The following is a 23,578-nucleotide window of genomic DNA, read 5'->3' as shown; positions in this document are numbered from 1 at the left end:
CGGAGCCTCGGCGTAGGAGGGCCTTCTGCCTTTCTCCATTGCCTGCTGCCTTTCTTTATTTAGCTTCGTGTTTTTAAATAACCGCTTTCTTCTAATGAAAACAGTACTAATAACAGGCGCTACATCGGGCTTTGGAAAAGCAATGGCTGAAAAATTCGCTGCCAACCAATACAGGATAATTATCACCGGCCGCCGGGCCGACCGGCTTAATGAACTGGAAAAGCAATTGGCGGCTACTTATAAGGTGCCGGTTCACTCCCTCGAATTTGATGTACGCGACCGGGAAGCTGTTTTTACCGCCATTAAACAATTGCCGCAAGAGTTTGTTACAATTGATGTTCTCGTTAATAATGCAGGATTAGCATTGGGACGTGACTATTTTGAAGATGCTGATACGGAAGACTGGGAGATCATGCTCGATACCAACGTGAAAGGCGTGATGTATGTAACAAAGGCCGTATTGCCCGGAATGATAGCAAGAAAACAAGGCCATATTATTAACATGGGATCCATTGCAGGGAAAGAAGTGTATGAACGGGGAAATGGATATTGCGCTTCAAAATATGCGCTCGATGCACTTTCGCAGTCGATGCGGATTGATCTGCTAAGACATAAAATAAAAGTTACCGGTATCCATCCCGGCGCTGCAGAAACAGAATTTTCAATGGTACGTTTCAAAGGCAACGCAGAAGCTGCTGATAAAATGTATGAAGGTTACCAGCCGCTGACCGCCGCCGATGTCGCTGACGTTGTATATTATACCACCACGCTGCCGCTGCATGTGTGTATTAACGACCTGGTGCTAACCTGTACGGCCCAGGCAAATTCATTTTACCTGCAGCGGTAATCTTCCGTGCTGAAATACTTTCTCCTGATTAGTAGTTTTCCTTTAGAAACCGTTAGTCCATAATGGGTATTTAATGGTTTCTGAATACATAGTTCATTTAGAATATATTAATTCTTAGCAAAACTACTTGCAGGAGCCGGCAATTTGTGTAGTTTTATACTGCGACACATTTCCAAAATCCTGCATAAAAAACCATTAACTTATGTGCAAGCCCCTATGCGCATGCTTTATTGCATGTTTTTGCATTCTGTTTTCCCCCACATTACGAGCCCAGGGTGATGTGATAAAGCTTCAAAGTTGTGAAGGTAACCCCTATCAACATGCTGTTGACAGCATAAAAAAAGCCTGCACTGAACAGGGATATGTACTATTACGCGAAGCCTCCATTCAAATGGAAAGCGAGTATGAGATGCCCGTAGTTTTACCAATGACGGGCGGTACTATTTACCAGTTTTTTTTCATTGGCGACCCAACCTCAAAGTTATACGAAGTACGGATGTACGACTTTAGTGAACGCCAGGTTGTCTATAAAAGAAACCAGTGGGGCGATGTGGATGGTAACATTATCAGTTATACTTATACGCCGCAGGCTAGTGAGTACCACATGATAAAACCGGTACAGGTTAATAAAAAGAAAAAGAATCTCTGCGGTTATGTAATGCTGATGAAAAAACCGGAACCAACAGCCAGAAAGTAAATAATAGGATTAAGTAATAAAAAAGTGCCCCGGCGATTTCGCCGGGGCACTTTTTTTTGGCAGACGGCCATCCTTCTTCCCTCCATTTGTTTGTGGTTTGCCTATAAAAAAAGCCCCCGGTTTCCCGGAGGCTTCTTCATTTGTATTTCTTACTGCGCTAACGAGATCCTTAACTGTAAGCCGGCCCTTGTAGTGGTAATGGGCGGCGAGGTAGAGATCTTCGGTTCAACCCTGCGTTGTTCAAAGTATAGTTTTATATTAACCCGGTTACTGATCACATAATCTATCGTTGGGTTAATGGTGATCACTTTTTGTCCGTTGGTTGGCAATGCCTGATCCTGGTCTAACCGGCTGTTGGCGGTGATGTCGTCGCGTAAACCAACGTCCAGTCTGAAGCTGGCGTCGTTCTGCAGCGGTTTGCCTTTGAACTTGATCCAGGAGAAAGCGCCCCGCTTTCTATATCCTGCACCTATGGTAAACTCGGTTGAACGGGATTCGCTCAGCTGGAAATCGATCAAACTCAAACTTACCGTTCTTGATTTTTTATATTCAAACCGGGCCGTGAGTTGATTGGTGAACTGCATATCCACATCTATCAATGGTACAAACTGCTCGCTGATAGAAATGTTTGGTACCAGGAAGTAAGGCACATAGTTTCCGGTAAGCGTATCGATAAATGAAGGATAGGCCAGGCGCAGGGAGTCCTGGTAGAACAGGGCCGAGGTAAAGCTGTTCATACTCAGAATACCAGTATAACCATGGGTAATAGTAAAGTTGGTAAACACCTTTTCCATTCCGGGGATCCTTGTTAATCCGTTATAAGTAAGCCGCCAGTTGGGTCTGGGTATAATGCCCGAGAACGGGTTCGACTTAATATTTGGATTATCCTGTTTGATCAGCGGCACATTATTGGGCGATGTGCCGGTATAGGCTGCAAGGAATGAAGGTATCAATACATCCTGTGCATAACGGCCATAACCAGCGTAATAGCCATCGGCAGTCTGGGTTTTATTTGAATAAGGGTTTTGTTCAGCCAGCCTTTTCGACAGTGCCAGGCGGTAATCCTGGAACTTCAGGAAGGTACTGGTTACTTCATTTGGTTTAACCGGGGTGAACATGGTCTTTAATGCAACATAGGTTACGCTAAAGCTACCGGAGGTGTAGGGGTTCAACCGGGCAAAGCTGTTGCCGGTACCCGTAGTGTCTTTGTACAGCTCACTGTACATTTTACCAAATGTTTTATCTACCGTAAGGTCAATAGTTAAATCCCGAACCGGAATAAGCGTGGCCGTTATGGTCAGTTTCTGTTGGTAGTCCTGCCGGTTCTGATAGTTGAAATTCGAATCGGCGGTTAGCCAGCCTTTTTGCGCCATCATGTTCACGAAGTTGGTATCGGGCTGTTTACCGAAAATGAATCCAAGCCCCGGCGCCATCGATTTAAAGTTCATTCCCAGCACGTGGGTGCTATCGGTATAACCATAAATGGAAGAGGTAGCGTTTTCTGAATATTGAATATTCGCCCGTTTTATCATGGTGAGCAGGCGGCCACCAACCTTGGCGAAGCCGCTTAACTCCAATGGCTCGTTCTTATCCCGTTTCTTTTTAGCGGTCGAATCGGTTTTTTTGCCTATACCCGGTGGTGGTGGTGGTGCCGGCGGCGCATCTTCATCAAAGGCCCGCAATAACCTCGATTTGGCGTACAACCTGGTAAAGTCCATTTCGAACGTCAGGTTTTTGCTTTGGGTGTTCGAAAGCGTATTACCCAGTTCGCGGGCCAGCAACGACGCGGCCAGCCAATCGTAAGTGGCCGTGTAACCGGCACGCAGGTTGGTCCAGTCAAGGAATGGCAGTTTGCTGGTAGGGAAGGTATACGATACCGTTGCTTTGTGGTTGTATTCAATGGTACGGCCGCCTTTCCAGAAGTTATTCCACATGCGTTTTTTCTCCGCTTCATCCAAACGTCCGCTGTCTTCATCAACCCAGGCGCGGTTCAGCGCGGTAAAGTCGAGGTTCAGTGAACGGGTAAAGTCCCAGCGCAAATTATAAGTACGGTCAAAGGTGAAGTACTTGTCGTAGGTTTCTGGTATCAGGTTCTTGGGGGTACCAACAGCGCGGGGGCGATAGATGCCCATCTGGCGGTTCACATCGGCCCTGAATCCAAGCAGGGTAGGCAGCGGGTTTATGTTAAAGTCTTTTACGGCTGCTACCCAGGGCGATTTTGTTTTGATCATACCTTTTACCGGCTCCCAGTATTTGGGGGTAGAAGTATAGTTATAACCCAATCCCGCCCGGTGCCGGGTTATCGCATTGCTTTCAATAAGCGGGTTGTGCTGTTCTTCTTTGTAATAAGAATAGCTCACGTCGAAGTTCTCGATGCTCCAGATCTGTGGTTTTTTACCATTGGTATTGTTCTTCTTCACATTGGTGAAGTTGACCGTTTTAATGGTTTTTACATCGATGGCATCTCTACGGATGGAATCTTTTTGCGCGGCCGATGCAGCATTGAGTTTGTCTTTCAGTTTTATATCCAGGTCATATGGATCGTACTCAGGCGTGGTCACTGTTTTCTGATAGCTGGCATACACGGGAATAGAGATGCCTGCTTTAGCCGGCAACAGTTTACCGAGCTCCAGGTTGGTGGCAACGTCTAACTGAGTATAGGCTTCGCGGGAACGTTCGTTCACCCGTTGTTCCAGTGTTCCCCAGCCTGCAGTTCTGGCGCTACCTGCTATGTAAATCGTACCCAGGTCGGCGAGTTTAATGTCTAAGCGGCCGGTGGCAGCCCACGCGCCATGTTCATCTAATCCTGATAACCGCAGCTCATTGAACCAGACTTCGGTACAGGCATCCTGGCGATTGGGGTTTTGTACCCCAATGAAAAAGGACTGTACCTCACCCAGGTTGGGGTTACCCAGGATCGCAAACTGTTTGCCATCGGCATCAGTTTCCTGGTAGTATTTATAAGTGTTGCCACTGTTGTTACGGGAAACTTTTAAGGCGGTCAGTCTGTCGAGCGCCAGATCGAGATTATTGGCTGCCGGCCAGATCAGATCATCATCGGTAGTTCCCCAGGGCGTTATATTCAGGGGCACCTTTATTTCATAGAAGTTACTGATGAGGTCGTTACCCAACCGGATAATGGCGTACAGCTCTCCGTTTTTAATGTCGCCGGCGCTTTTAACCGACTCGGCGTGTACGTACATCTGTAACTGTTTGTATTGGCGAAGGTCGAGGCTAATGGTTTTGAAAACACCTCTTGCATCGCCCTTGTTCAGGTTACAAACCTGTAAGCTCAGTGATTGCTCGTTCTGCAACAGGTTCACGTTGTTGTTGCTTAATTGTTGCTGACGAACCACGCCGGGGGGCGTTTTATAGTTAACAGGGTACCTGGAAGCATTTTCTTCCACATTCACGGCCAGTTGTTTTACCGTAGTAGGGGTATTGCCGGGAATGGGTACATACTGGCTCGAAGTATCAAGCAGGTAGTTGAACTGACGCCATTGGTTACGTACCAGTTCCAGTTTACCAAAACGCAACACCACTGAATCTTCAAAACCGGTGAGGTACATCCTTATGAAACGGATTGATTTGAAGTCGGGGATGTTACCAACCTTTGCCTGAAATTCTTTGATGGGGATACGGAACAGGTACCAGTTTTCAGCTCCGTGGCTGCTGGTTGCATTCATGTGTACGCTATCGGTAATGTAGTTAGCACCAACATGCAGATCACCTGGTTTCAGCTCCACCTTATACTGGAAGTATTCTTCCAGTTCGTTCAGTGTGTTGTCGCGGTTGAATTCTTCCTGATCCGGATACAGTGTAAAGGCGCTTACAAATTTATCGCCGCTGTTGGCAACGGGTGAGTTGCCCTGCGGGTTGTTGATGTTTTTATAACGAATAAGGATACCATCGTTCGAGGAGAATTGCGAATTACGGTAGTTAATGTAGTCATCGCTTGAAGGGTCATTCAGGGCACCCTGGTAAGCACCGCCGCCAATGGCCTGCAGCTGATTTAAGTAGCCCTGGAATTTTACCTGCTCTGCGTCGTCAACCAAACCATCAAAACCGGCATCCTGCAACGGGCGGTCACCGGGGTCATTACTGAAAGCCTGCGTTACCTGTATAGGGTTGGCTGGCACTTTACCCCAGCGGGTAGCTGTATCTTCCCGGGCGGTGGTAACAGCACCGCTTATCCCGTTTTCAAAAAAGCGCTTGCCATCTTTTAAAACGTCTTCCGAAATATTACCCAGGTTGAAATACAATTCACCACCTGAGCTGCCGGGATTCAGTATGTAAGGGTCCTGTAACCAGAACTCAATGAACTCTACGTTGCCGGTTTCAAAGTCAACCTGGTCAAGCCCACGCATAATACCACCCCAACGACTTCTGGGATTCAGTAAACGGCCGCTGGGATCAATGCTGCCGGGGCGGGCATCGAAGTTATAAGGACCTCTTTCGGTAGGGTAGTAGGCCATATCGAAAGTTACCAGGCTTCCCTGGCCCAGGTCGATGTTTTGTTTTTGCGGATAAAGCTCCTGTACACTCACAGAACGAACGCGGGGATCGTTCAGCAGCGTCTTATTGATTGGGTTATCGGGGCTTGTTTTGTCCTGCAATACCGGCTCGATGTTATACCAGGCCAGTTTGGAACGGTTGTAACCATATTGCAGGGTATCGCGCATGGATGCTTCAGGGAACAGGCCGTTGCCGGCGGGCGTACTGGCCAGGCCCCAACTTACCAGCGGGAAGCGCAGATCGATCGCATTACGTGCCCCTTCAAAGTCATCGATGAACACCTGGCTTTCGCTACCCTTACCAATTTGCGGCGGGTGGCCTGGTTGCAGGTAAGCTGCTTCACCATAGGCGGTAACCGTACTCATTTCAGTAGTATGGTAGAAAGGCAGTTTGTCTAACCAGCGGGTAATACGCGGTGCCTGGGTCATGTAGTTGAAGTCCACGCCATACATGGTATTGCGAATGGGGTCTTCGTTGTAACTGGTTTTGGTAAAGAAGGGGCGTTCACCCAGTCGTACCAGTGAGGCGCCGATAGATAATTGCTCCCGCGCCGTTTGTTTGGCCAGGTAGTCGAGCCGCAGCCCCATAAAGTTTCGTTGCTGAACGCCATACCCGGCATTGTTCTCGAACTGCACATTAACGGGTAAACCTGCATTCAGGATCCCCTGGTTCAGGATCTTCACCGTACCCAGGTTATAATCTACCGAATAATCCACGTTCTCAACAAGCACCTGGCCGCCGGCGGTTACACTTACCGAACCCTGCGGCACGTTGAAGGCGCCCAGTGAAATTTCAGAATTGCTCGATCCCTTGGCGTACCCACTGATCACATACCGGTCGAGGTTAGCGTAGGTTTTAGCTATTTCCTTGATGGTATCATACAGGGGGAGGAATTCGTATTTGGCTTTTATGTCTGCCGAACTGTTTCTAAAGGCTACCGAATCCAGGTCACGCCCGAATGGTTCCAGGAAAGGGAAGATGATACGTGCCTGTTGTGATTGGATGGTAAAACCTTCCAGGTAATCGAATACCCCATCGGGCAGGGGATCGTTATGGGCGTTTAACCGGTCCAGGTTCAACAGAGTGATCAACGGCGTTCCGGGGTTATCGCCTTCGGGTAAAAAGCGTTTCTGACCTAAACTTGGTTCTTCGTATAAAATGTTCAGTTTAAAATCTGCTGACTGTACACCGGACAAATAGCTTCCGTCTTTTGTTTTCAGGGTGTACACGTTTTTCATCATCAGGTCCCACAGCGGCAGGTTGGTACGTTGGGAGGTAGCTTTTAACAATTTCAGGAACAGTACCTTTTGTGAACCAGCCGATAAATTGGTGGTATCGGGTGGTACATCCTGTGAAAACTCACCCACCTGGTAAATACGGCCATTATAGCTGTACTGGTAAGCCACACCCAGTACCTCATCGGGTTGCAGGGGCTGGTTTACCGAGATATAACCGATCTGTGGGTTGAAAGAGAAGTCGGTGGGATTTAATTTCCGGGCAAATGTTTTTTCAAAATCCTGTACCGGCTGTAACCCCATCGATTGCAACTTGCTGGTGATGGCCGATGAGTTACGGCTGGTGGGATCGTTTACGATGTTCCGGAACAGGCTGTTGGCATCGTTACTGGGTAATCCGTTATTGGGTTGCGCAAAGTTTTGCTTGTAAGGATTGGATTCACCAAGGTCCATCAAACCAACGATGTCCCTTGTTTCCGTCGTAGAACCATTCCGGTTGGTTACCCATACTTCCACCCGCATTATTTGTACCTGCGAACTTACTATGGGTAATTTCGACATGGCTTTGTTGTAGTTATTGCGGAAATACTGGGCTAACAGGAAGTGGCGGTTCTCCTCATAGTCATTGGCCTTGAACTCAAAATAGGTATTGGCCGACCCGCCCTGTAAACCAAGCGATTGTTTTTGCGATCGCTGGTTGGCGAGTACACCGGTAACGTACAGTTTTCCGAACTGCAGCTGGGTTTTTATCCCGAACAATTGCTGGGCGCCTGGTATCAGGGTTCCCTTTGAGGAGAAGGAAATATTACCCGCCTCGATCTTCTTTATGATCTCGTCGTCACTGCCGGTATAGTCGAGTTTGAGCTGGTTGTCGAAGTCGAAGTTGGCCAGGGTGTTGTAGCTGATGGGTAATTTGAGCTTGTCGCCGATATTACCCACTACGCTGAGGTTGGCGTTCATGTCAAAATCGAAGCCTCCACTGCGCCGGGCCCGTTCCGGCAGGGCCGGGTTCTTGATATTCTGGCCCTGGTAGCCCGCAATGATGTTCACCTCTCCCTGGGGTTTGATCTCGATTTTACCATTCCCGAAAATGCGATTGAACAGGTTGTCCGTCATCGACATTTTGGGTTTCAGCAATTTTCGGTTGAGCGAGTTGAGGATATCTGATCTTTTCTTAAAGTAGTCCGTTTCCTGTTTACGCGCCTGAATGGCCATGAACTCGTCAAAGGTGAGGTAGGTGGGCTTCCGGTAATAGAAGTCGCCTATCTTCTCGATGATGTAGTACTGTTTTGTTTTAGGGTCGTAAATGATGGAATCCTGGATGTTGGCCGGGTCTCTGAGGCCCATGGAATTCCGTTGAGGAAAGGTAAATTTATCGCCCCGCCGGTCGTGCAGGGGATACTTCAGTGTGTCAATAGTTTGCTTTCTGCTTGAATCTTGGAAAGGAGCATAGAAAGCCCTTGCTGTTGAACTCAAACCAACAATAGCAGTCACCAACACAATGGTTAATCGGTTTCTGTATGAGCGTAACAATCTTCTCTAAAGAATTAGTTAGGTAGAGTTCCAGTCCGATAGGCTTATATGGTTTTTAGAGCTTTCTTAATTATTTCCTCAACTGCACTTAGAGAAGGTTCCGCTTTCACAACGCGTTGAACTGCCTGTTCTGCTGCAGACCGGGCTATTCCCAGTGCAATTAAGGCATTTAACGCATCCTGTTCCAACGTATTGTTAACCAAAGGTGAAATATTTAGGCCTGGCTTGGTTTTGCTGAGTTTATCCTTCAGTTCCAATATGATCCGTTCGGCCGATTTTTTACCTATCCCTTTTATAGCTTCCAGCTGTTTGGTATTTCCCGTTACAATGGCAGTTGAAAGCTCTTCAGGTTTCAGGGAAGACAGCATCATGCGGGCGGTAGCTGCACCCACTCCCGACACGCTCACCAGCTGCAGAAACAGCTCTTTTTCAGCCACATCGAAGAACCCATAGAGCGTATGTGCATCTTCTTTAATATGCAAGTGCGTATACAACAATCCTTTTTCGAGCGACTGGATATGTGAATAGGTATTCAGGCTTATGTGTAACTCATAGCCTATACCGTTGGCTTCGATGTGCACAACGGCCGGAGTTTTTAAAACAAACTGGCCTCTTATGAATGCGATCATAGAGCGAAAATAACGGATTCTGGTTGATAGTTCAGTGAATGTGCCTATTTCGTAATAAGCCTGGTTTTTATATAACTTTTACTTAATGAGAACGTTATAGTAGCGTCAGAAATGATGCCGGGAAAGGGCAGAGGGCAGTAGGCAGAAATAGAAAGGCAGTGGGCAGTAGGCAGTAGGAGAAAAGGCAGCAGACGGCAAACGGCAGACGGCAGGCAATAAAGGCGGGCGAGGCCGCAAACCTGGAACTAAGATCATAGAACTAAAAACTCAGAACCCAATAACCCAATAACCAAATAACCCAATAACCCAGAACTAATAACCTGAAACCGGCAAACTGGCAACCGGTAACTGGTATTCTGCTTTGTCCTATCTTTGCCAGCTTATTTACTCATTGATAGTGATTTTGTTCCTGAAAATAATTCAATATCAAACTTGTATAAAGTAGCATGACGCAAAAAATTACTGCCGCCATCACAGCTGTTGGTGGCTTTGTTCCGGAAGACAAGCTGACTAATGCAGATTTAGAAAAGATAGTAGATACCAATGACGAATGGATCCGGACCCGTACCGGGATTGAAGAAAGACGCATTTTGAAAGGACAGAAAGGTACTTCAGATCTCCTTACCCCTGCTGTTGAACAACTCCTGAAAAAAAGAGGCATAAGCCCACTGGAAATTGATGCCCTGGTAGTAGGAACGGTTACGCCCGATATGATGTTCCCTTCCACCGCCAACCTGGTATGCCACAAAGCCGGTTTGAAGAATGCCTTCGGTTTCGACCTGCTGGCTGCCTGCAGCGGCTTTTTGTATGCCCTTACAACCGGTGCCGCATTGATTGAAAGCGGCCGCTATAAAAAAGTAATTGTAGCCGGTGGCGATAAAATGAGCTCCATTGTAGATTACAGCGATCGTACTACCTGCATCATCTTTGGTGATGGCGGTGCCGCTGTATTGCTGGAAGCCAACACCGAAGGATACGGTGTACAGGACAGCATTCTGAGAAGCGACGGTGCCGGCTGCCCGCATCTGCATATGAAAGCAGGCGGATCTTTACGCCCGGCCAGTGCAGAAACAATTGCCAATAAAGAACACTTTATTTACCAGGAAGGACAGCCCGTATTCAAAGCTGCCGTAAAAGGGATGGCCGATGTAAGTGCTGAACTGCTGGAAAGAAATAACCTCACCGGTGATGATATCGCCTGGCTGGTTCCACACCAGGCCAATAAACGCATCATCGACGCTACGGCCGACCGTATTGGCCTGAGCCACGATAAAGTAATGTTGAATATTCAACGGTATGGCAATACCACAGCCGGTACTATTCCACTGTGCCTGTGGGACTGGGAAAGCAAACTGAAAAAAGGCGACAACATAGTTTTGGCGGCTTTTGGCGGTGGCTTTACCTGGGGCGCTACCCTGTTGAAATGGGGATACTAAAATATTGAAAGAAGAATCCTGAATCCGCCAACGGCGGGACAAATGTTGAATGTGGAAGCAATTTTTTACTTCCACATTCAACATTTTTCATTCTATATTCAATATTTTTAAACATGGCAAATAAAGAATTCCCGTATACTGGCTTTACCTCGCTGGCAGTTCATGCCGGCCATGAACAGGATCCCAACTACGCACACCTGACTCCTATCTACGCTTCCTCTACTTTTGTTTACGACTCGGCCGAACAGGGCATGCGTCGCTTTAGCAAACAGGAAGAAGGTTATATTTACAGCCGCTGGGGCAACCCCACGTTTACCGAAGCAGAGAAAAAGATCGCCGCCATGGAATGTTTTGGCGTGGCCACTACCAACGGCGACCCCCTTCAGGTAAAAGCATTGCTCCATGCTTCAGGCATGGCCGCCATTACCACACTGTTTATCTCGAACCTAAAGGCTGGTGACAAAATACTGTCGCATTTTTCCCTCTACGGCGGTTCGCAGGAAATGATGGATAAAATACTGCCCGGTCTGGGTATAGAAGCCGTGATCGTTGATCTGCGCGATCTCAATAAAGCGGAAGAAGCATTGAAAGCAGACCCGAAAATACGCATGGTGTACCTGGAAACACCAGCCAACCCGACGGTGCAGTGTGTGGATATAGCAGAACTTACCCAACTCGCAAAAAAATACAACAAGCTGGTAGCCTGCGACAATACTTTCGCCACCCCTTACCTGCAGCAGCCATTTCGCTATGGCGTTGATTTTATCATCCATTCTACTACCAAGTTCCTGAATGGACATGGTACCGCAGTAGGCGGTGTGTTGCTGGGGCGCGATATTGAATTTATGAATAACCGGGCCGCCAAAACCTACCAGTTGCTTGGCGGTAACAGCAACCCCTTCGATGCATTTCTGTTGATCAATGGCATGCGTACGTTGGAAATACGGATGGAACGCCATTGTCATAACGCTACCGAAATAGCGAATTACCTGGAGGTGCATAAAGCGGTTGCCAAAGTGAATTATACGGGTTTATCATCTCATCCTGATCATTACCTGGCCCACAAACAAATGCGGCATCCCGGCGCCATCATGAGTATTGAGTTGAAAGGCGGTTTGCAGGCAGGCATTCAAATGATGGACCGCTTGCAGTTGTGTACCCGTACCGTGTCGCTGGGTACCTGTGATACCCTGTTGTGCCATCCCGCTTCCATGACACATTATGGCGTGCCCAAAGCACAACGGGAGCAGTATGGCATTACGGATGGACTTATACGTATGAGTATCGGGATCGAGAATGTGCAGGATATTCTTATGGATCTGGAGCAATCCTTAAAAGGTTTGTAGTTGCCACCCTTATATAGAAATATCACCTTCATATGAAAAGTTTCCCCTGGTTAACGGCTGCCTGTATACTGGCATTCGGCTCGTGCAAGTTATCAGAATCTAATAAGTACGATCTTATTATTCGTAACGGTACCATCTACGATGGCAATGGCAAAGCGCCTTACACCGGTGATATTGCCATTAATGGCGATACCATTGCATTTATCGGAAACCTGAGTGACGCCCATTCGCGCCAGGTTATGGATGCAAAAGGCCTGGCAATAGCGCCTGGTTTCATAAACATGCTAAGCTGGGCCAACGAATCCCTGATCAGGGACGGCCGTTCGCAAAGCGACATCAGGCAGGGCGTAACCCTGGAAGTGATGGGCGAAGGGGAGAGTATGGGACCCCTGTCGACCACGATGGTGAAAGAGATGGAACAAGCCCAAACTGCTATCAGGTATAAGATCAGCTGGACAAGCCTGGGCGAATACCTCAATTTTCTACAACACAACGGCATTTCCTGCAATGTGGCCTCTTTCGTTGGAGCCACCACGCTTCGCCGTTATATAATAGGGGAAGATAACCGGGATCCCACACCGGCAGAGTTGGAAAGCATGCGGCAACTGGTAGCGCAGGCCATGAAAGAAGGTGCGCTGGGGGTTGGTTCATCCCTGATATATCCTCCTGCCTTCTTTGCCAAAACCGATGAACTGGTTGCCCTGTGTGATGAAGCAGCCCGCTATGGCGGTTCTTATATTTCCCATATGCGCAGTGAAGGCACGCAGCTGTATGAAGCGGTGGAAGAACTGATCAACATAGCCAAACGGGCACATATACATGCCGAAATATATCACCTGAAGGCCGCAGGAAAAAGCAACTGGGGTAAAATGGACAGTGTGATCCGCAGGATTGAAAAAGCACGCGCCGAAGGGTTGAATATTACAGCCGATATGTACAACTATGTGGCCGCTGGAACCGGTTTGGCCGCCACGCTGCCACCCACGTTACAGGATGGTGGTTTCGGGAAACTGCTGGAACGCCTGAAAGACCCGGCTGTTCGCAAGCAAACGGTTCGCGAAATGAATACGCCTACCGACAAATGGGAAAACTTTTATGTGGCTGCCGGTTCACCCGATCGCATTCTGCTCACTGGCTTCCGGCAGGACAGTCTTCAGCAATACACCGGTAAGTCGTTGGCCGAAATAGCTGGTGTGCGTCATGTTTCACCAGAGGAAACCGTGATGGACCTGCTTATACAGGATAGTTCTAATATTGCATCTATATATTTCTTAATGGATGAAGAGAACATTAAGAAGGAACAGCAACTACCCTGGGTAAGCTTTGGGTCCGATGAAGGTTCCTATACACCCGAAGGTGTTTTTCTGGAGTTTAATTGTCATCCCCGCGCTTATGGAAACGTAGCGCGGTTGTTGGGAAAATATGTGCGTGATGAAAAGGTGTTGTCGCTGGCAGAAGCCATTCGCAAACTAAGTAAATTGCCAGCCACTAATTTACGTATTGAAAAACGGGGTGAATTGAAAGCCGGTAACTTTGCCGATGTGGTTATTTTTGACCCCGCTGCCATACAGGACAAGGCCAGCTTCGATAAACCGCATCAGTTTGCCAACGGCATGGTACATGTGCTGGTAAACGGTGTGCAGGTATTAAAGGATGGCGAACATACCGGTGCCAAACCCGGCCGTTTTGTAAAAGGGCCGGGGTATAATAGGCAATAGCAATTAATAAACTAGCCCCCCTCCACCGGAGGGGGATGGGGGGAGGCCTGCTTCTTGATAAAAAGTAATTTAATAATATTCACTAAGTATACATATGAACATTAATATTCGTCGTGCCGTAAAAGAAGATTGTACCCGGTTACTGGAATTGATCCGCGAATTGGCGGAATATGAAAAAGCGCCGCAGGAAGTGACCGTTACCATGGAACATTTTGTGGAAAGTGGTTTTGGAAAACAACCGGTTTGGTGGGCGTTGGTTGCCGAAGTGAACGGCAGGGTAGAAGGTTTTGCCATGTATTACATTCGTTACAGCACCTGGAAGGGGCAGCGGATGTACCTCGAAGACCTGATCGTTACAGAGAAAATGCGGGGACAGGGCCTGGGCAAAATGCTGTTCGATCAATTGATTGTGGAAGCAAAGGAAAAACAATTCAATGGCATCGTATGGCAGGTACTGGAATGGAATGAACCGGCTATTAACTTTTATAAGAAATACAAAGCGCATTTTGACCCCGAATGGATCAACTGCAGCATTCCAGTCTAAACTTTTTCCTTAATTATTTGTAACTTGTTAAAGTTATTCTTATATCATTCCTGCCTATGTAAAATGTGCATTTGAATTACCAACTTTATACCAGAGAAGTAGTAGGTCACATAGAAAATGTTCAGTTTCTTTTATGAAAACGATTGTAGCAGGGGCTATCATATTCGGAATTACGCTGGCAAGCTGCAGAAAAGATCATGACGTTATACCCAGTGAGGTCAAAAACGACACCACTGTAAACTACGCCCGTGATATATATCTGTGGCATAATAACATTCCCGCCACATTCGATGCACACCTGTTCACCGATCCCAATGCTGTTATGGAGGGTATCAGGGCCTATAGCGCTGAGCCCGGCTTCAACCTGCCGGTGGACAGGTGGAGTTTCGCCATGCTGCAATCTGACTGGAATGCACTGAGCACCGGCATAGGAGGGGATTTTGGTATGAACATTTTCTTTTATACGGACGACGATCTGCGGGTATCGTATGTAGAGCAGGAATCCCCGGCCGGCAAAGCAGGTATCAGGCGCAGCTGGCACATCAAGCAGATCAACAACAACGCTAATTTCACGGTGGCCAATTCAAATGATATCATCAGGGCGGTATATCAAAGCGCTGTTGGCACCTTTTTGTTTGGCCGCCCCAATAACACCGATACCATCATTACTTTGAGGGCTTCTTCTTACCAGGAGCATCCTTTGTTGTTCGATACTGTATATAACACCAACGGTGGTAAAACCGGTTATTTTGTGTTCAATTCTTTTCTGGGCGATACTGTTGAGATCAGCAATGAGTTTGAACGCATGTTTAATAAGTTCAGCAGTGAGCATGTACAGGATATTGTGGTTGACCTGCGTTATAACGGAGGTGGTTATGTGTCGGTACAGAACCTGCTGGCGAATTACCTGGTGCCCGCAGCCGGCAACCAGGAAGTAATGCTTACGGAAGAATTCAACGACAAATACATTGCCTATAATACCACCGAGCATTTTGAGAAAAAGGGAAACCTCAATCTCAACCGCCTGTTCTTTATTGTAAGCCAGAACACCGCTTCGGCAAGTGAACTGCTGATAAACAGTTTAATGCCGTATATGGAGGTACAACTGATCGGTCCAACCCATACGCATGGCAAACCGGTAGGCTTTTATCCTATACCGGTATTTGACTGGTATATTTTCCCTGTATCGTTCCGTACGGTAAACAAAAATGGACAGGGAAATTATTTTAACGGATTACCGCTTGATCACCAGGTAGTTGATGGGCTTGACAGGGACTGGGGCGATGGCAATGAAGAATGTTTGAGTTCGGTATTGCATTTTATAGGCAACGGCTCTTATGCCCGTATGGCTGTTACGCCGCAGCAACGGCTCGGCTTAAGCGAAGAAGTGTTGTATGGCAATGCAACGCTTGGAAAAACGAAGTTCAAAGGCATGTTAAGATAAGGCTCTGGACTCCCCTCTGTTGGAGGGGCGGGGGAGGCTAAAAATAAAAGTGGATCACCTGAAAAGATGATCCACTTTTATTTAAGGGGTAGTTCAATTGGCTTAGGTCCGCCAGCTGGCGGATGTTTATTAGCTTACGCCATCCGTAGTAACTTTTTTGTCGATCTTACCGATCAAACCTTGTAATACTTTGCCAGGACCGCATTCAGTAAAATGATCGCCACCATCGGTGATCATGGTTTTGATACTTTGGGTCCATTTAACTGCACTGGTCAGCTGATCAATTAAATTTTGTTTAATATCTTCTTTATTGCCCACTGCTTTAGCTGCAACGTTTTGATAAACAGGGCAATTAGGATGATAGAAGGTGATGGCTTCAATAGCCTTCGACAATTCGGCTTTAGCTGATTCCATTAAAGGAGAGTGGAAAGCGCCGCTAACGGGTAATACCAATGCCCGTTTAGCACCTGCTGCTTTCAGACGTTCGATGGCCACTTCAATTCCTTTAATGCTTCCGCTTATTACCAACTGGCCGGGACAATTATAATTAGCTGGTACCACCACTTCTTTGGTTTCTTCCTGAACCAGGGCGCAAATTTCTTCTACTTTAGCGTCGTCGAGACCCAGAACGGCCGCCATAGTGGAAGGATTTGTTTCACAGGCTTTTTGCATGGCCTGTGCCCTAACGCTCACTAATTTTAATCCATCTTCAAAGCTCAATACGCCATTAGCCACTAATGCTGAAAACTCACCGAGCGAATGACCAGCCACCATTTCGGGGCGGGCATTATCAATACTTTTAAAGGCTATAACAGAATGAAGAAAAATGGCGGGTTGTGTTACCCTGGTTTGTTTCAGATCTTCTTCAGTGCCGTTAAACATGATATCGGAAATACGAAACCCCACGATCTCATTCGCCTGTTCAAATAATCTTTTCGCAAAAGCGCTGTTTTCATAATGGTCTTTTCCCATCCCCGGAAACTGGGAGCCCTGTCCCGGGAACACAAAAGCATGTGTCATAATGTAAAAAGGGGTTTAAAAAACAAAAATGCCACAAAGGTTTTAACTATCCAAAAAAGAAGTCGGAACTGGGGGAAGAAATGATAAATACAAATTTAGTAGTTTATCTTTTTGGCATTCCCAAAAATGGAAGGGCTTAGGAGGAATATAGAGGTTGCCGATAGGGTTAACGGGTTGACAAGTTAACCTGTTAACCTGTCAACCCATCAACTATATAATTAATGCAATCTGCTGGTAATTAACTTTGTAAACTCACTACGGGTTTCATTCTTCTCAAACTCGCCCCAAAAAGCCGATGTTGTAGTCACTGAGTTTTGTTTTTGCACACCCCGCATCATCATACAAAGGTGTTTGGCTTCAATAACCACGGCTACACCCAATGGATTCAGGGTTTCTTTTATGGCATCCAGTATTTGAGTAGTAAGGCGTTCCTGTACCTGCAATCGGCGGGCATACACATCAACCACGCGGGCCAGCTTACTAAGACCGGTAATATACCCATTAGGAATATAGGCAATATGCGCTTTGCCAAAGAAAGGCAGCATATGGTGTTCGCACATACTATACAACTCGATATCTTTTACCAGAATCATTTCGCTTACAGACTCTTTAAACTTGGCTGAATTTAAAATAGCCCTTGCGTCCTGATCGTACCCCTGCATCATATATTGCATGGCTTTAGCAACCCGTTCCGGCGTTTTCACCAACCCTTCGCGTTCAGGATCTTCACCCAGCAACTTCAGTGATTCGCTGTAATGGTGTATAAGCCCCGGCATTATTTTCTCGTCGTATTGTTCAATTTTTTTGAAGGCCATTTCCGATGGTTTAGATTATTTATGCTTAATGTTGGGATGCTTACGCCGGATACTCTACAAAATTTCTTTCCGTTTCATATAAACGTACCTGCAAGTCGAACTGAAGGTCAATTTGCGCACGCAACAGATCGTAGATAACCACACAAATATTTTCAGCCGTAGGATTCAGGTCTTTGAAATAGACCGTATCGAGGTTAAGGTTCTTATGGTCGAATTTTTCAAGCACATGGTCCCTGATCAAATCACTTAATATTTTCATGTCCATCACATACCCGGTCTCCGGATCAGGTACCCCGGTTACTTTCACCACTACTTCATAATTGTGGCCATGAAAATTGGGATTGTTACACTTACCAAACACCGCATCGTTCTTTGCCATATCCCAGGCAGGGTTATATAAGCGGTGGGCCGCATTGAAATGTTCCTTTCGGTAAACTGCCACTTTTTTGCTCATATTATTCAAAATACAAAGTAAATATGCTTTTTGTTTGCTGTTTGTCGCCTGTACGACATTTCCCATTTATTCTCCGAAATACTCCACAAAAATGCGGGGTGTTTCATACAATTTAATGCCATGCAATTGCACCCCTGCAGGTAATTGCGGCTGTAACTGTTTCCAAATGGCAATAGCCAGGTTTTCGGTTGAGCAAAGCTGGTCCTTCATAAACGGCACATCCATGTTCAGGTTCTTATGGTCTAACTGCTCAATAACGTATTGATTAATAATTTTGCTCAAAGCCTTTACATCACATACAAAACCCGTATCGGGGTTGGGTCTGCCCTTTACAGTTACATACAATTCGTAGTTATGACCATGCCAGTGTTCGTTGGCACATTTTCCAAAAACTATCTCATTCTGCTCCTTGCTCCAGTTGGGATTGTACAATTTATGGGCGGCATTAAAATGCTCAACACGAGTCAAATACACCATTGTTGTCGTGAAAATTTGCCGCAAAGTTAAGTTTTACCGTTTAAAGTATAAGGTATAAGGTTAAGGGGGATGGGTGAAGGGTGAAAGTTGTTGGATGAGGGTTGAAAGTTTAAGGTTTAAAGTTCAAAGAATTGGGTAATTGCCTCATTTTGAGGGGTTCCATTAGTTATTAATTCAAAATTTAATGACTTTAAACTTTAAACCTTGAACTTGGAACTATGTAGATTTGTGTCATGGAGATATTATTGGTAGCCGCCACCAACTTTGAAATTCAACCCACAATAAACTATCTGGCCGAACGGGATTGTATAATTGGTAATAACCATTTCGAGATCCTTATCACTGGTATCGGCAGTATGAGCACTACTTACTGGCTTACAAAAACCATTGCCAAACAACGGCCCGGCCTCCTGATCCAGGCAGGTATCGGCGGCAGTTATTCTGCTGACTATCCCCCGGGCAGTATGGTACTGGTGAAAGAAGAAGTGACCGGTGATCTGGGTGTTGAAGAAAACAATGAGTTTAAAGACATATTCGATATGGGGCTGCCGCAGATCGTTGATCCCTATACCGGCAAGCACCTGGAAAATAAGCATACCCATTTGTTGCAACAATATAACCTTCCCCTGGTAAGATCAGTTACCATCAACGAGATCACCACCCGGCCAACCCGTATAGAACAATTGCAACAAAAATACAAGCCGGTTGTTGAGTCCATGGAAGGCGCCGCCTTTCACTATGTAGCACTGGTTGAAAAAATTCCATTTATACAATTACGAACCATATCGAATATGGTAGGGGAGCGTGACAAGTCGAAATGGAAGATGAAAGATGCGCTTCAATTATTGAATGAGCAATTGATTAAGATGGTGAATGGTGAGTTCGCAGGTTTGTAAATTTCATAATAAAGTATTTAAACAAGATGACCTTAACATTAGGCTTTTCTCCTTGTCCCAACGACACTTTTATTTTCGACGCGTTAGTAAATAATAAGATCGATACCCAGGGTATAACTGTACAACCTGTATTGGAAGATGTACAAACCCTCAATGAATGGGCCATACAGGGCCGGCTGGATGTTACAAAGATCAGCTATGGTGTATTGCCACTTTTACTCGAAAAATATATAGTATTGAATGCCGGCGGTGCACTGGGAAAAGGTGTAGGTCCTTTGTTGATCACCAAACAGGCATCGGCGAACACTAAGAATGTGAATGACATGAGCATTGCCATTCCGGGAGAAAATACCACCGCGCACATGTTATTCTCACTGGCTTACCCGCAGGCAACCAACAAGAAATTCATGGTGTTCTCTGCCATTGAAGATGCGGTGCTGAACGGGGACGTAGATGCCGGAGTGATCATACATGAAAACCGCTTTACCTATCAGCAAAAAGGATTGCATAAACTGGTTGACCTGGGTGAATACTGGGAGCGGGTAACAGGCAATCCTATTCCCTTGGGTGGTATTGTAATGAAAAAATCATTCGACAGCGCCCTGCAGCAGCAGGTAGATGGGTTAATAAAACGCAGTCTGGAATATTCGTTTGCCAATTACCCATTGATAACTGATTATGTAAAACAACATTCGCAGGAAATGAGCGAAGCGGTAATGCGCCAACACATAGACCTGTATGTGAATAACTATTCTTTACAACTGGGACCGGATGGTAAAGCGGCTGTGAATACTTTTATGGATATTTACGGGCAATTAAAGAAAGTAGGGGCGAACGATAAAGAAATCTTTTTAGCAACTGCGGAGTAATAAATATGGTATAGCCTTTGCTAAATTACCGGCATTATACTGTAGGGATTGAACCGGATGCATGATTTATAAAGCGAGCCGTACTGTAAAAGTAATTATATGAAAAATGTTTCCCTTGGTTTAGCCGTATTAACCTTGTTTTCCTGTAGCAGCATCACGCAAAAAAGCAAAGGCAAAACGTATTTTGCCGATCTGTTAAAGGACGTGGATAAAGTACAATTGAAATTCTTCAACCACGGCGATACACTTTCTGAGGCAATTACAGATCAATCGGAAATTAATATCTATAAAGAACTGATAACAGGCAAACGCGATCCCAAACAAAAGATCAAATGCGACTCTACCGGTCAGATCCTGTTTCTTACCAAAGAGGATATTATCCTGAACGCTTACTTTTCATCCCGCGCATCGGGCAGTAAATACGACAAAGCCTGTGTTACCTATTCTGTTGAACCTGATATTTTTGGTTCTGCCTTAACGGTACGTTCAGGTCAGGATATTGACGACTACTATTTTAAGCTGCGCAGCACCGCCATTAAAATGGCGCAGCACTAGACAATACTTACCCGCCGAAGCCCTGGCGAAGGCGGGTTGAATTTTAAATATCGAATGTTGAAGTATAAGAACTTCGGCATTCGATTTTTTTTTATTTGTTTTGTTGGGTAACGCCCAATTATATTTGCGCCTCTTTCCCGACTGGTCGGGATGTACCATCCGCAAGCTGCCCCTTCTTTATCAGCCTCTGCTTCTCCCGGTTCCCGGGATTTACATTTTCCCAATTGGCTGATATAAAAAATAATCAATTATGCAACCTTTTCCAGTTGTGTGTTCCACGCTGTCGGCAACACATTTGGCTACCTTCCTGCAACAACAGTATGGTTTTGGCGCAGGCATTACCTGCCGTTTAATACGGGCAGCTATCAATCATGCTTACCTGGTAACTGATGGTGAGCAAAAGTTTATCTTCCGCGTATACAGTTATAACTGGCGCACTGAATTAGAAATTACAGAAGAGATCGGGCTGTTAAAACTCCTGCATGAAAACGACATTCCCGTTTCGTATGCACTGCCCGATCCGCAGGGAAATTATATTCAACACCTCCCGGCACCGGAAGGTAAGCGAATGGCTGTGCTGTTCACTTATGCAAAAGGAGAGAAGGTGCTGTATTTTTCAGAAGCCCTTCATTATAAACTGGGCGTAATTATGGCCCGCATGCATACCGTTACCCATAATTTGCCTTTCAATCGTGTGCAGTATACGCCTGCCGTGTTATTGATCGATTCATTTGAAAGAATAAAACAATTCCTTTCCATTGAGACCGAAGAAATGCAATGGATGCAAAAAGCGCAACAACAGTTGTTACAACTGTTTAGCAATGCGCCCGTATTTTCATTACGTACCGGTGTGGTGCATTTAGATATCTGGTTCGATAACCTGAATATTCACAACAACGAAGACATCACGCTGTTTGATTTTGATTTTTGTGGTACCGGCTGGTTATTGCTCGATCTGGCTTATTATCAACTGCAGTTGTTTCAAATTGAAAAAGACCCCGAACAGCATGAATTAAAGCTGAATAGTTTTTTAAAAGGGTATGAGTCAATAACACCCATATCCGAAGCTGAAAAACAAATGATCCCTGCTGCCTGTGTAAGTATGTATTTCTTTTACCTGGGGGTGCAATGCCAGCGTTTTGAAAACTGGACCAACACCTTTTTGAATGCAACCTACCTGAAGCGGTATATTACCGTGTTGGTAAAGAAGTTATATGAGCATTACCTGTTGCCGGTTAACTAGCGTGCTTTGGCCAACCCTTTTTTATAGGTTTCCAAACAGCGCTTGCGGGCTGTTTCATGATCAACGATGGGTGCAGGATAGGTTGGGTCTTCAAACTCCGGCACCCATTTTTTTATGTAGGTAAGATCGGGATCGAATTTTTTAGTTTGTGTGTAGGGGTTGAAGATCCGGAAATAAGGTGCAGCATCGCAACCACAGCCTGCTGCCCATTGCCAGTTGCCATTGTTGCTGGCCAGTTCAAAATCGAGCAGCTTCTCTGCAAAATATGCTTCGCCCCAGCGCCAGTCGATCAATAAATGTTTGGCCAGAAAGGACGCTGCGATCATCCGCACGCGGTTATGCATAAAACCGGTGGTGTTTAGTTCGCGCATGCCTGCATCAACAATAGGGTAGCCGGTATTGCCTTCGCACCAGCGGGTAAACTCGGTCTCATTATCACGCCATTTTATAAAATCGTATTCCGCTTTAAATGCCTTACCCTTTCCTACATGCGGAAAATGCCACAGGATCATTTGAAAGAAATCGCGCCAGATGAGTTCGTTCAGAAAAGTTTCATTCAGCTTACTGGCCTTTTGCGCCAGTTGCCTGATGCTGATGGTGCCAAAACGCAGGTGCACACCCAAATGACTGGTGCCTTTTATCCCCGGAATATCGCGTTGTTTGTTGTACCGTTTTATAATAGCAGCAGCTGGTGTATCAGGTGGAAAAGCTGCATCGGTTTTTTCAAACCGAATTGCTTTCAGGGATGGGATCCGTTTGGCCGCGTGCTGATGAAAATTATCAAAGTATTTTTTGGTTGGATAACTCTTTAAATAAAATTTACTGAGGTTGGCCTTCCATTTTTTACTATACGGCGTGAAGATGGAGTAAGGCTTGCCATCATCTTTTACCACTTCGTTCTTTTCAAAGATCACCTGGTCTTTATAGGTATGAAAGGCGATCTCGTGTTCCTTTAGAAAACGGGCAATGTCTTCATCCCGTTCCCGTGCATAGGGTTCATAATCGTGGTTAGTGAATACGGCCGAAATGGTATATTGTTTCACCAGCTGTTTAAAAGCTTTAAGTGGTGTATCGTGATACACCACCAGCGTAGCACCCAGTTCTTTCAACTGCTCATCTAAAGCAGTTAAAGCGTTATGAATAAATTCAACCCGGCGGTCGGCACTGTTGGGTAATTGGTTCAGGATGTTGGTATCGAAAATAAAGATGGGCAATACCGGGTTTTCGCTTTTTAAAGCATGATAAAGCCCGGCATTATCTTCTAACCGGAGGTCTCTACGGAACCAAAATATGTTGATCATTGAA

Annotated in this window: 18 protein-coding genes; 11 read left to right on the top strand and 7 right to left on the bottom strand. The window is 45.9% G+C overall.

Annotated elements, in window-relative coordinates; genetic code table 11:
- Nucleotides 1–94 precede the first annotated feature (94 nt).
- Both BMX95_RS28095 and BMX95_RS28090 read left to right on the top strand, forming a co-directional pair.
- Nucleotides 95–847 (top strand): SDR family NAD(P)-dependent oxidoreductase, encoded by a 753-nt coding sequence (locus tag BMX95_RS28095; RefSeq protein ID WP_081198509.1) that lies wholly within the window; start codon nt 95–97, stop codon nt 845–847.
- 280 nt (nt 848–1,127) lie between these two features.
- Nucleotides 1,128–1,544: a hypothetical protein gene (locus BMX95_RS28090; RefSeq protein ID WP_090519641.1), complete on the top strand. Its 417-nt coding sequence runs from the start codon at nt 1,128–1,130 to the stop codon at nt 1,542–1,544.
- Nucleotides 1,545–1,693: 149 nt separating this feature from the next.
- Here the strand turns inward: BMX95_RS28090 and sov are convergent, their stop codons facing one another.
- Nucleotides 1,694–8,641: a T9SS outer membrane translocon Sov/SprA gene (gene sov / locus BMX95_RS28085; protein ID WP_242673037.1), complete on the bottom strand. Its 6,948-nt coding sequence runs from the start codon at nt 8,639–8,641 to the stop codon at nt 1,694–1,696.
- Nucleotides 8,642–8,871: 230 nt separating this feature from the next.
- Nucleotides 8,872–9,456, bottom strand: coding sequence for a Holliday junction branch migration protein RuvA (gene ruvA, locus BMX95_RS28080; protein ID WP_081198512.1), 585 nt, complete (start codon nt 9,454–9,456; stop codon nt 8,872–8,874).
- A 446-nt stretch (nt 9,457–9,902) separates the two neighbouring features.
- Between ruvA and BMX95_RS28075 the strand changes: the two genes are divergently transcribed.
- The 5 genes from BMX95_RS28075 to BMX95_RS28055 all read left to right on the top strand — a co-directional run bounded on the left by BMX95_RS28075 (nt 9,903) and on the right by BMX95_RS28055 (nt 15,944).
- Nucleotides 9,903–10,892, top strand: coding sequence for a beta-ketoacyl-ACP synthase III (locus tag BMX95_RS28075; protein ID WP_081198513.1), 990 nt, complete (start codon nt 9,903–9,905; stop codon nt 10,890–10,892).
- A gap of 113 nt (nt 10,893–11,005) precedes the next feature.
- A complete protein-coding gene (locus BMX95_RS28070; RefSeq protein WP_081198514.1) occupies nt 11,006–12,238 on the top strand; it encodes a trans-sulfuration enzyme family protein in 1,233 nt (410 codons plus the stop codon).
- Between the two features lie 32 nt (nt 12,239–12,270).
- Nucleotides 12,271–13,956: an N-acyl-D-amino-acid deacylase family protein gene (locus tag BMX95_RS28065; protein ID WP_081198515.1), complete on the top strand. Its 1,686-nt coding sequence runs from the start codon at nt 12,271–12,273 to the stop codon at nt 13,954–13,956.
- 94 nt (nt 13,957–14,050) lie between these two features.
- Complete coding sequence (locus tag BMX95_RS28060; RefSeq protein ID WP_081198516.1) at nt 14,051–14,500, top strand: GNAT family N-acetyltransferase; 450 nt, start codon at nt 14,051–14,053, stop codon at nt 14,498–14,500.
- 133 nt (nt 14,501–14,633) lie between these two features.
- The gene (locus BMX95_RS28055) at nt 14,634–15,944 is read left to right on the top strand and encodes a S41 family peptidase (RefSeq protein WP_081198517.1); all 1,311 of its coding nucleotides are present in this window, start codon (nt 14,634–14,636) and stop codon (nt 15,942–15,944) included.
- Between the two features lie 129 nt (nt 15,945–16,073).
- Here BMX95_RS28055 and fabD read toward each other — a convergent pair whose 3' ends face one another.
- From fabD to BMX95_RS28035, 4 genes are all read right to left on the bottom strand, one after another.
- A complete protein-coding gene (fabD, locus tag BMX95_RS28050) occupies nt 16,074–16,964 on the bottom strand; it encodes an ACP S-malonyltransferase (RefSeq protein WP_081198518.1) in 891 nt (296 codons plus the stop codon).
- 218 nt (nt 16,965–17,182) lie between these two features.
- Nucleotides 17,183–17,779: a GTP cyclohydrolase I FolE gene (folE, locus tag BMX95_RS28045; RefSeq protein ID WP_081198519.1), complete on the bottom strand. Its 597-nt coding sequence runs from the start codon at nt 17,777–17,779 to the stop codon at nt 17,183–17,185.
- A 40-nt stretch (nt 17,780–17,819) separates the two neighbouring features.
- Nucleotides 17,820–18,233 carry a 6-pyruvoyl trahydropterin synthase family protein gene (locus BMX95_RS28040; RefSeq protein ID WP_081198598.1) on the bottom strand — a complete coding sequence of 138 codons (414 nt, stop codon included), beginning with the start codon at nt 18,231–18,233 and terminating at the stop codon, nt 17,820–17,822.
- 66 nt (nt 18,234–18,299) lie between these two features.
- Nucleotides 18,300–18,710, bottom strand: coding sequence for a 6-pyruvoyl trahydropterin synthase family protein (locus tag BMX95_RS28035; protein ID WP_081198520.1), 411 nt, complete (start codon nt 18,708–18,710; stop codon nt 18,300–18,302).
- Between the two features lie 233 nt (nt 18,711–18,943).
- On the opposite strand from BMX95_RS28035, the gene mqnB reads away from it, so the two are divergent.
- The 4 genes from mqnB (at nt 18,944) to BMX95_RS28015 (ending at nt 22,273) form a co-directional block, all read left to right on the top strand.
- On the top strand, nt 18,944–19,606 hold the full coding sequence (gene mqnB, locus BMX95_RS28030; protein ID WP_081198521.1) for a futalosine hydrolase: 663 nt from the start codon (nt 18,944–18,946) through the stop codon (nt 19,604–19,606).
- 26 nt (nt 19,607–19,632) lie between these two features.
- On the top strand, nt 19,633–20,475 hold the full coding sequence (locus tag BMX95_RS28025) for a 1,4-dihydroxy-6-naphtoate synthase (RefSeq protein WP_081198522.1): 843 nt from the start codon (nt 19,633–19,635) through the stop codon (nt 20,473–20,475).
- Between the two features lie 99 nt (nt 20,476–20,574).
- A complete protein-coding gene (locus BMX95_RS28020) occupies nt 20,575–21,030 on the top strand; it encodes a hypothetical protein (RefSeq protein WP_081198523.1) in 456 nt (151 codons plus the stop codon).
- Nucleotides 21,031–21,280: 250 nt separating this feature from the next.
- Nucleotides 21,281–22,273, top strand: coding sequence for a phosphotransferase enzyme family protein (locus BMX95_RS28015; protein WP_081198524.1), 993 nt, complete (start codon nt 21,281–21,283; stop codon nt 22,271–22,273).
- On the opposite strand, the gene BMX95_RS28010 is transcribed toward BMX95_RS28015, so the two are convergent.
- Nucleotides 22,270–23,574, bottom strand: a complete 1,305-nt coding sequence (locus BMX95_RS28010) for a cryptochrome/photolyase family protein (protein ID WP_081198525.1) — start codon at nt 23,572–23,574, stop codon at nt 22,270–22,272. The two genes, BMX95_RS28015 and BMX95_RS28010, sit on opposite strands and share 4 nt — an antisense overlap.
- Between the last annotated feature and the right edge of the window lie 4 nt (nt 23,575–23,578).

This window comes from Niastella yeongjuensis (assembly GCF_900110245.1).
GTDB classification, from domain to species: Bacteria; Bacteroidota; Bacteroidia; order Chitinophagales; family Chitinophagaceae; genus Niastella; species Niastella yeongjuensis.
This window is presented reverse-complemented; position numbering and strand designations above follow the sequence as displayed.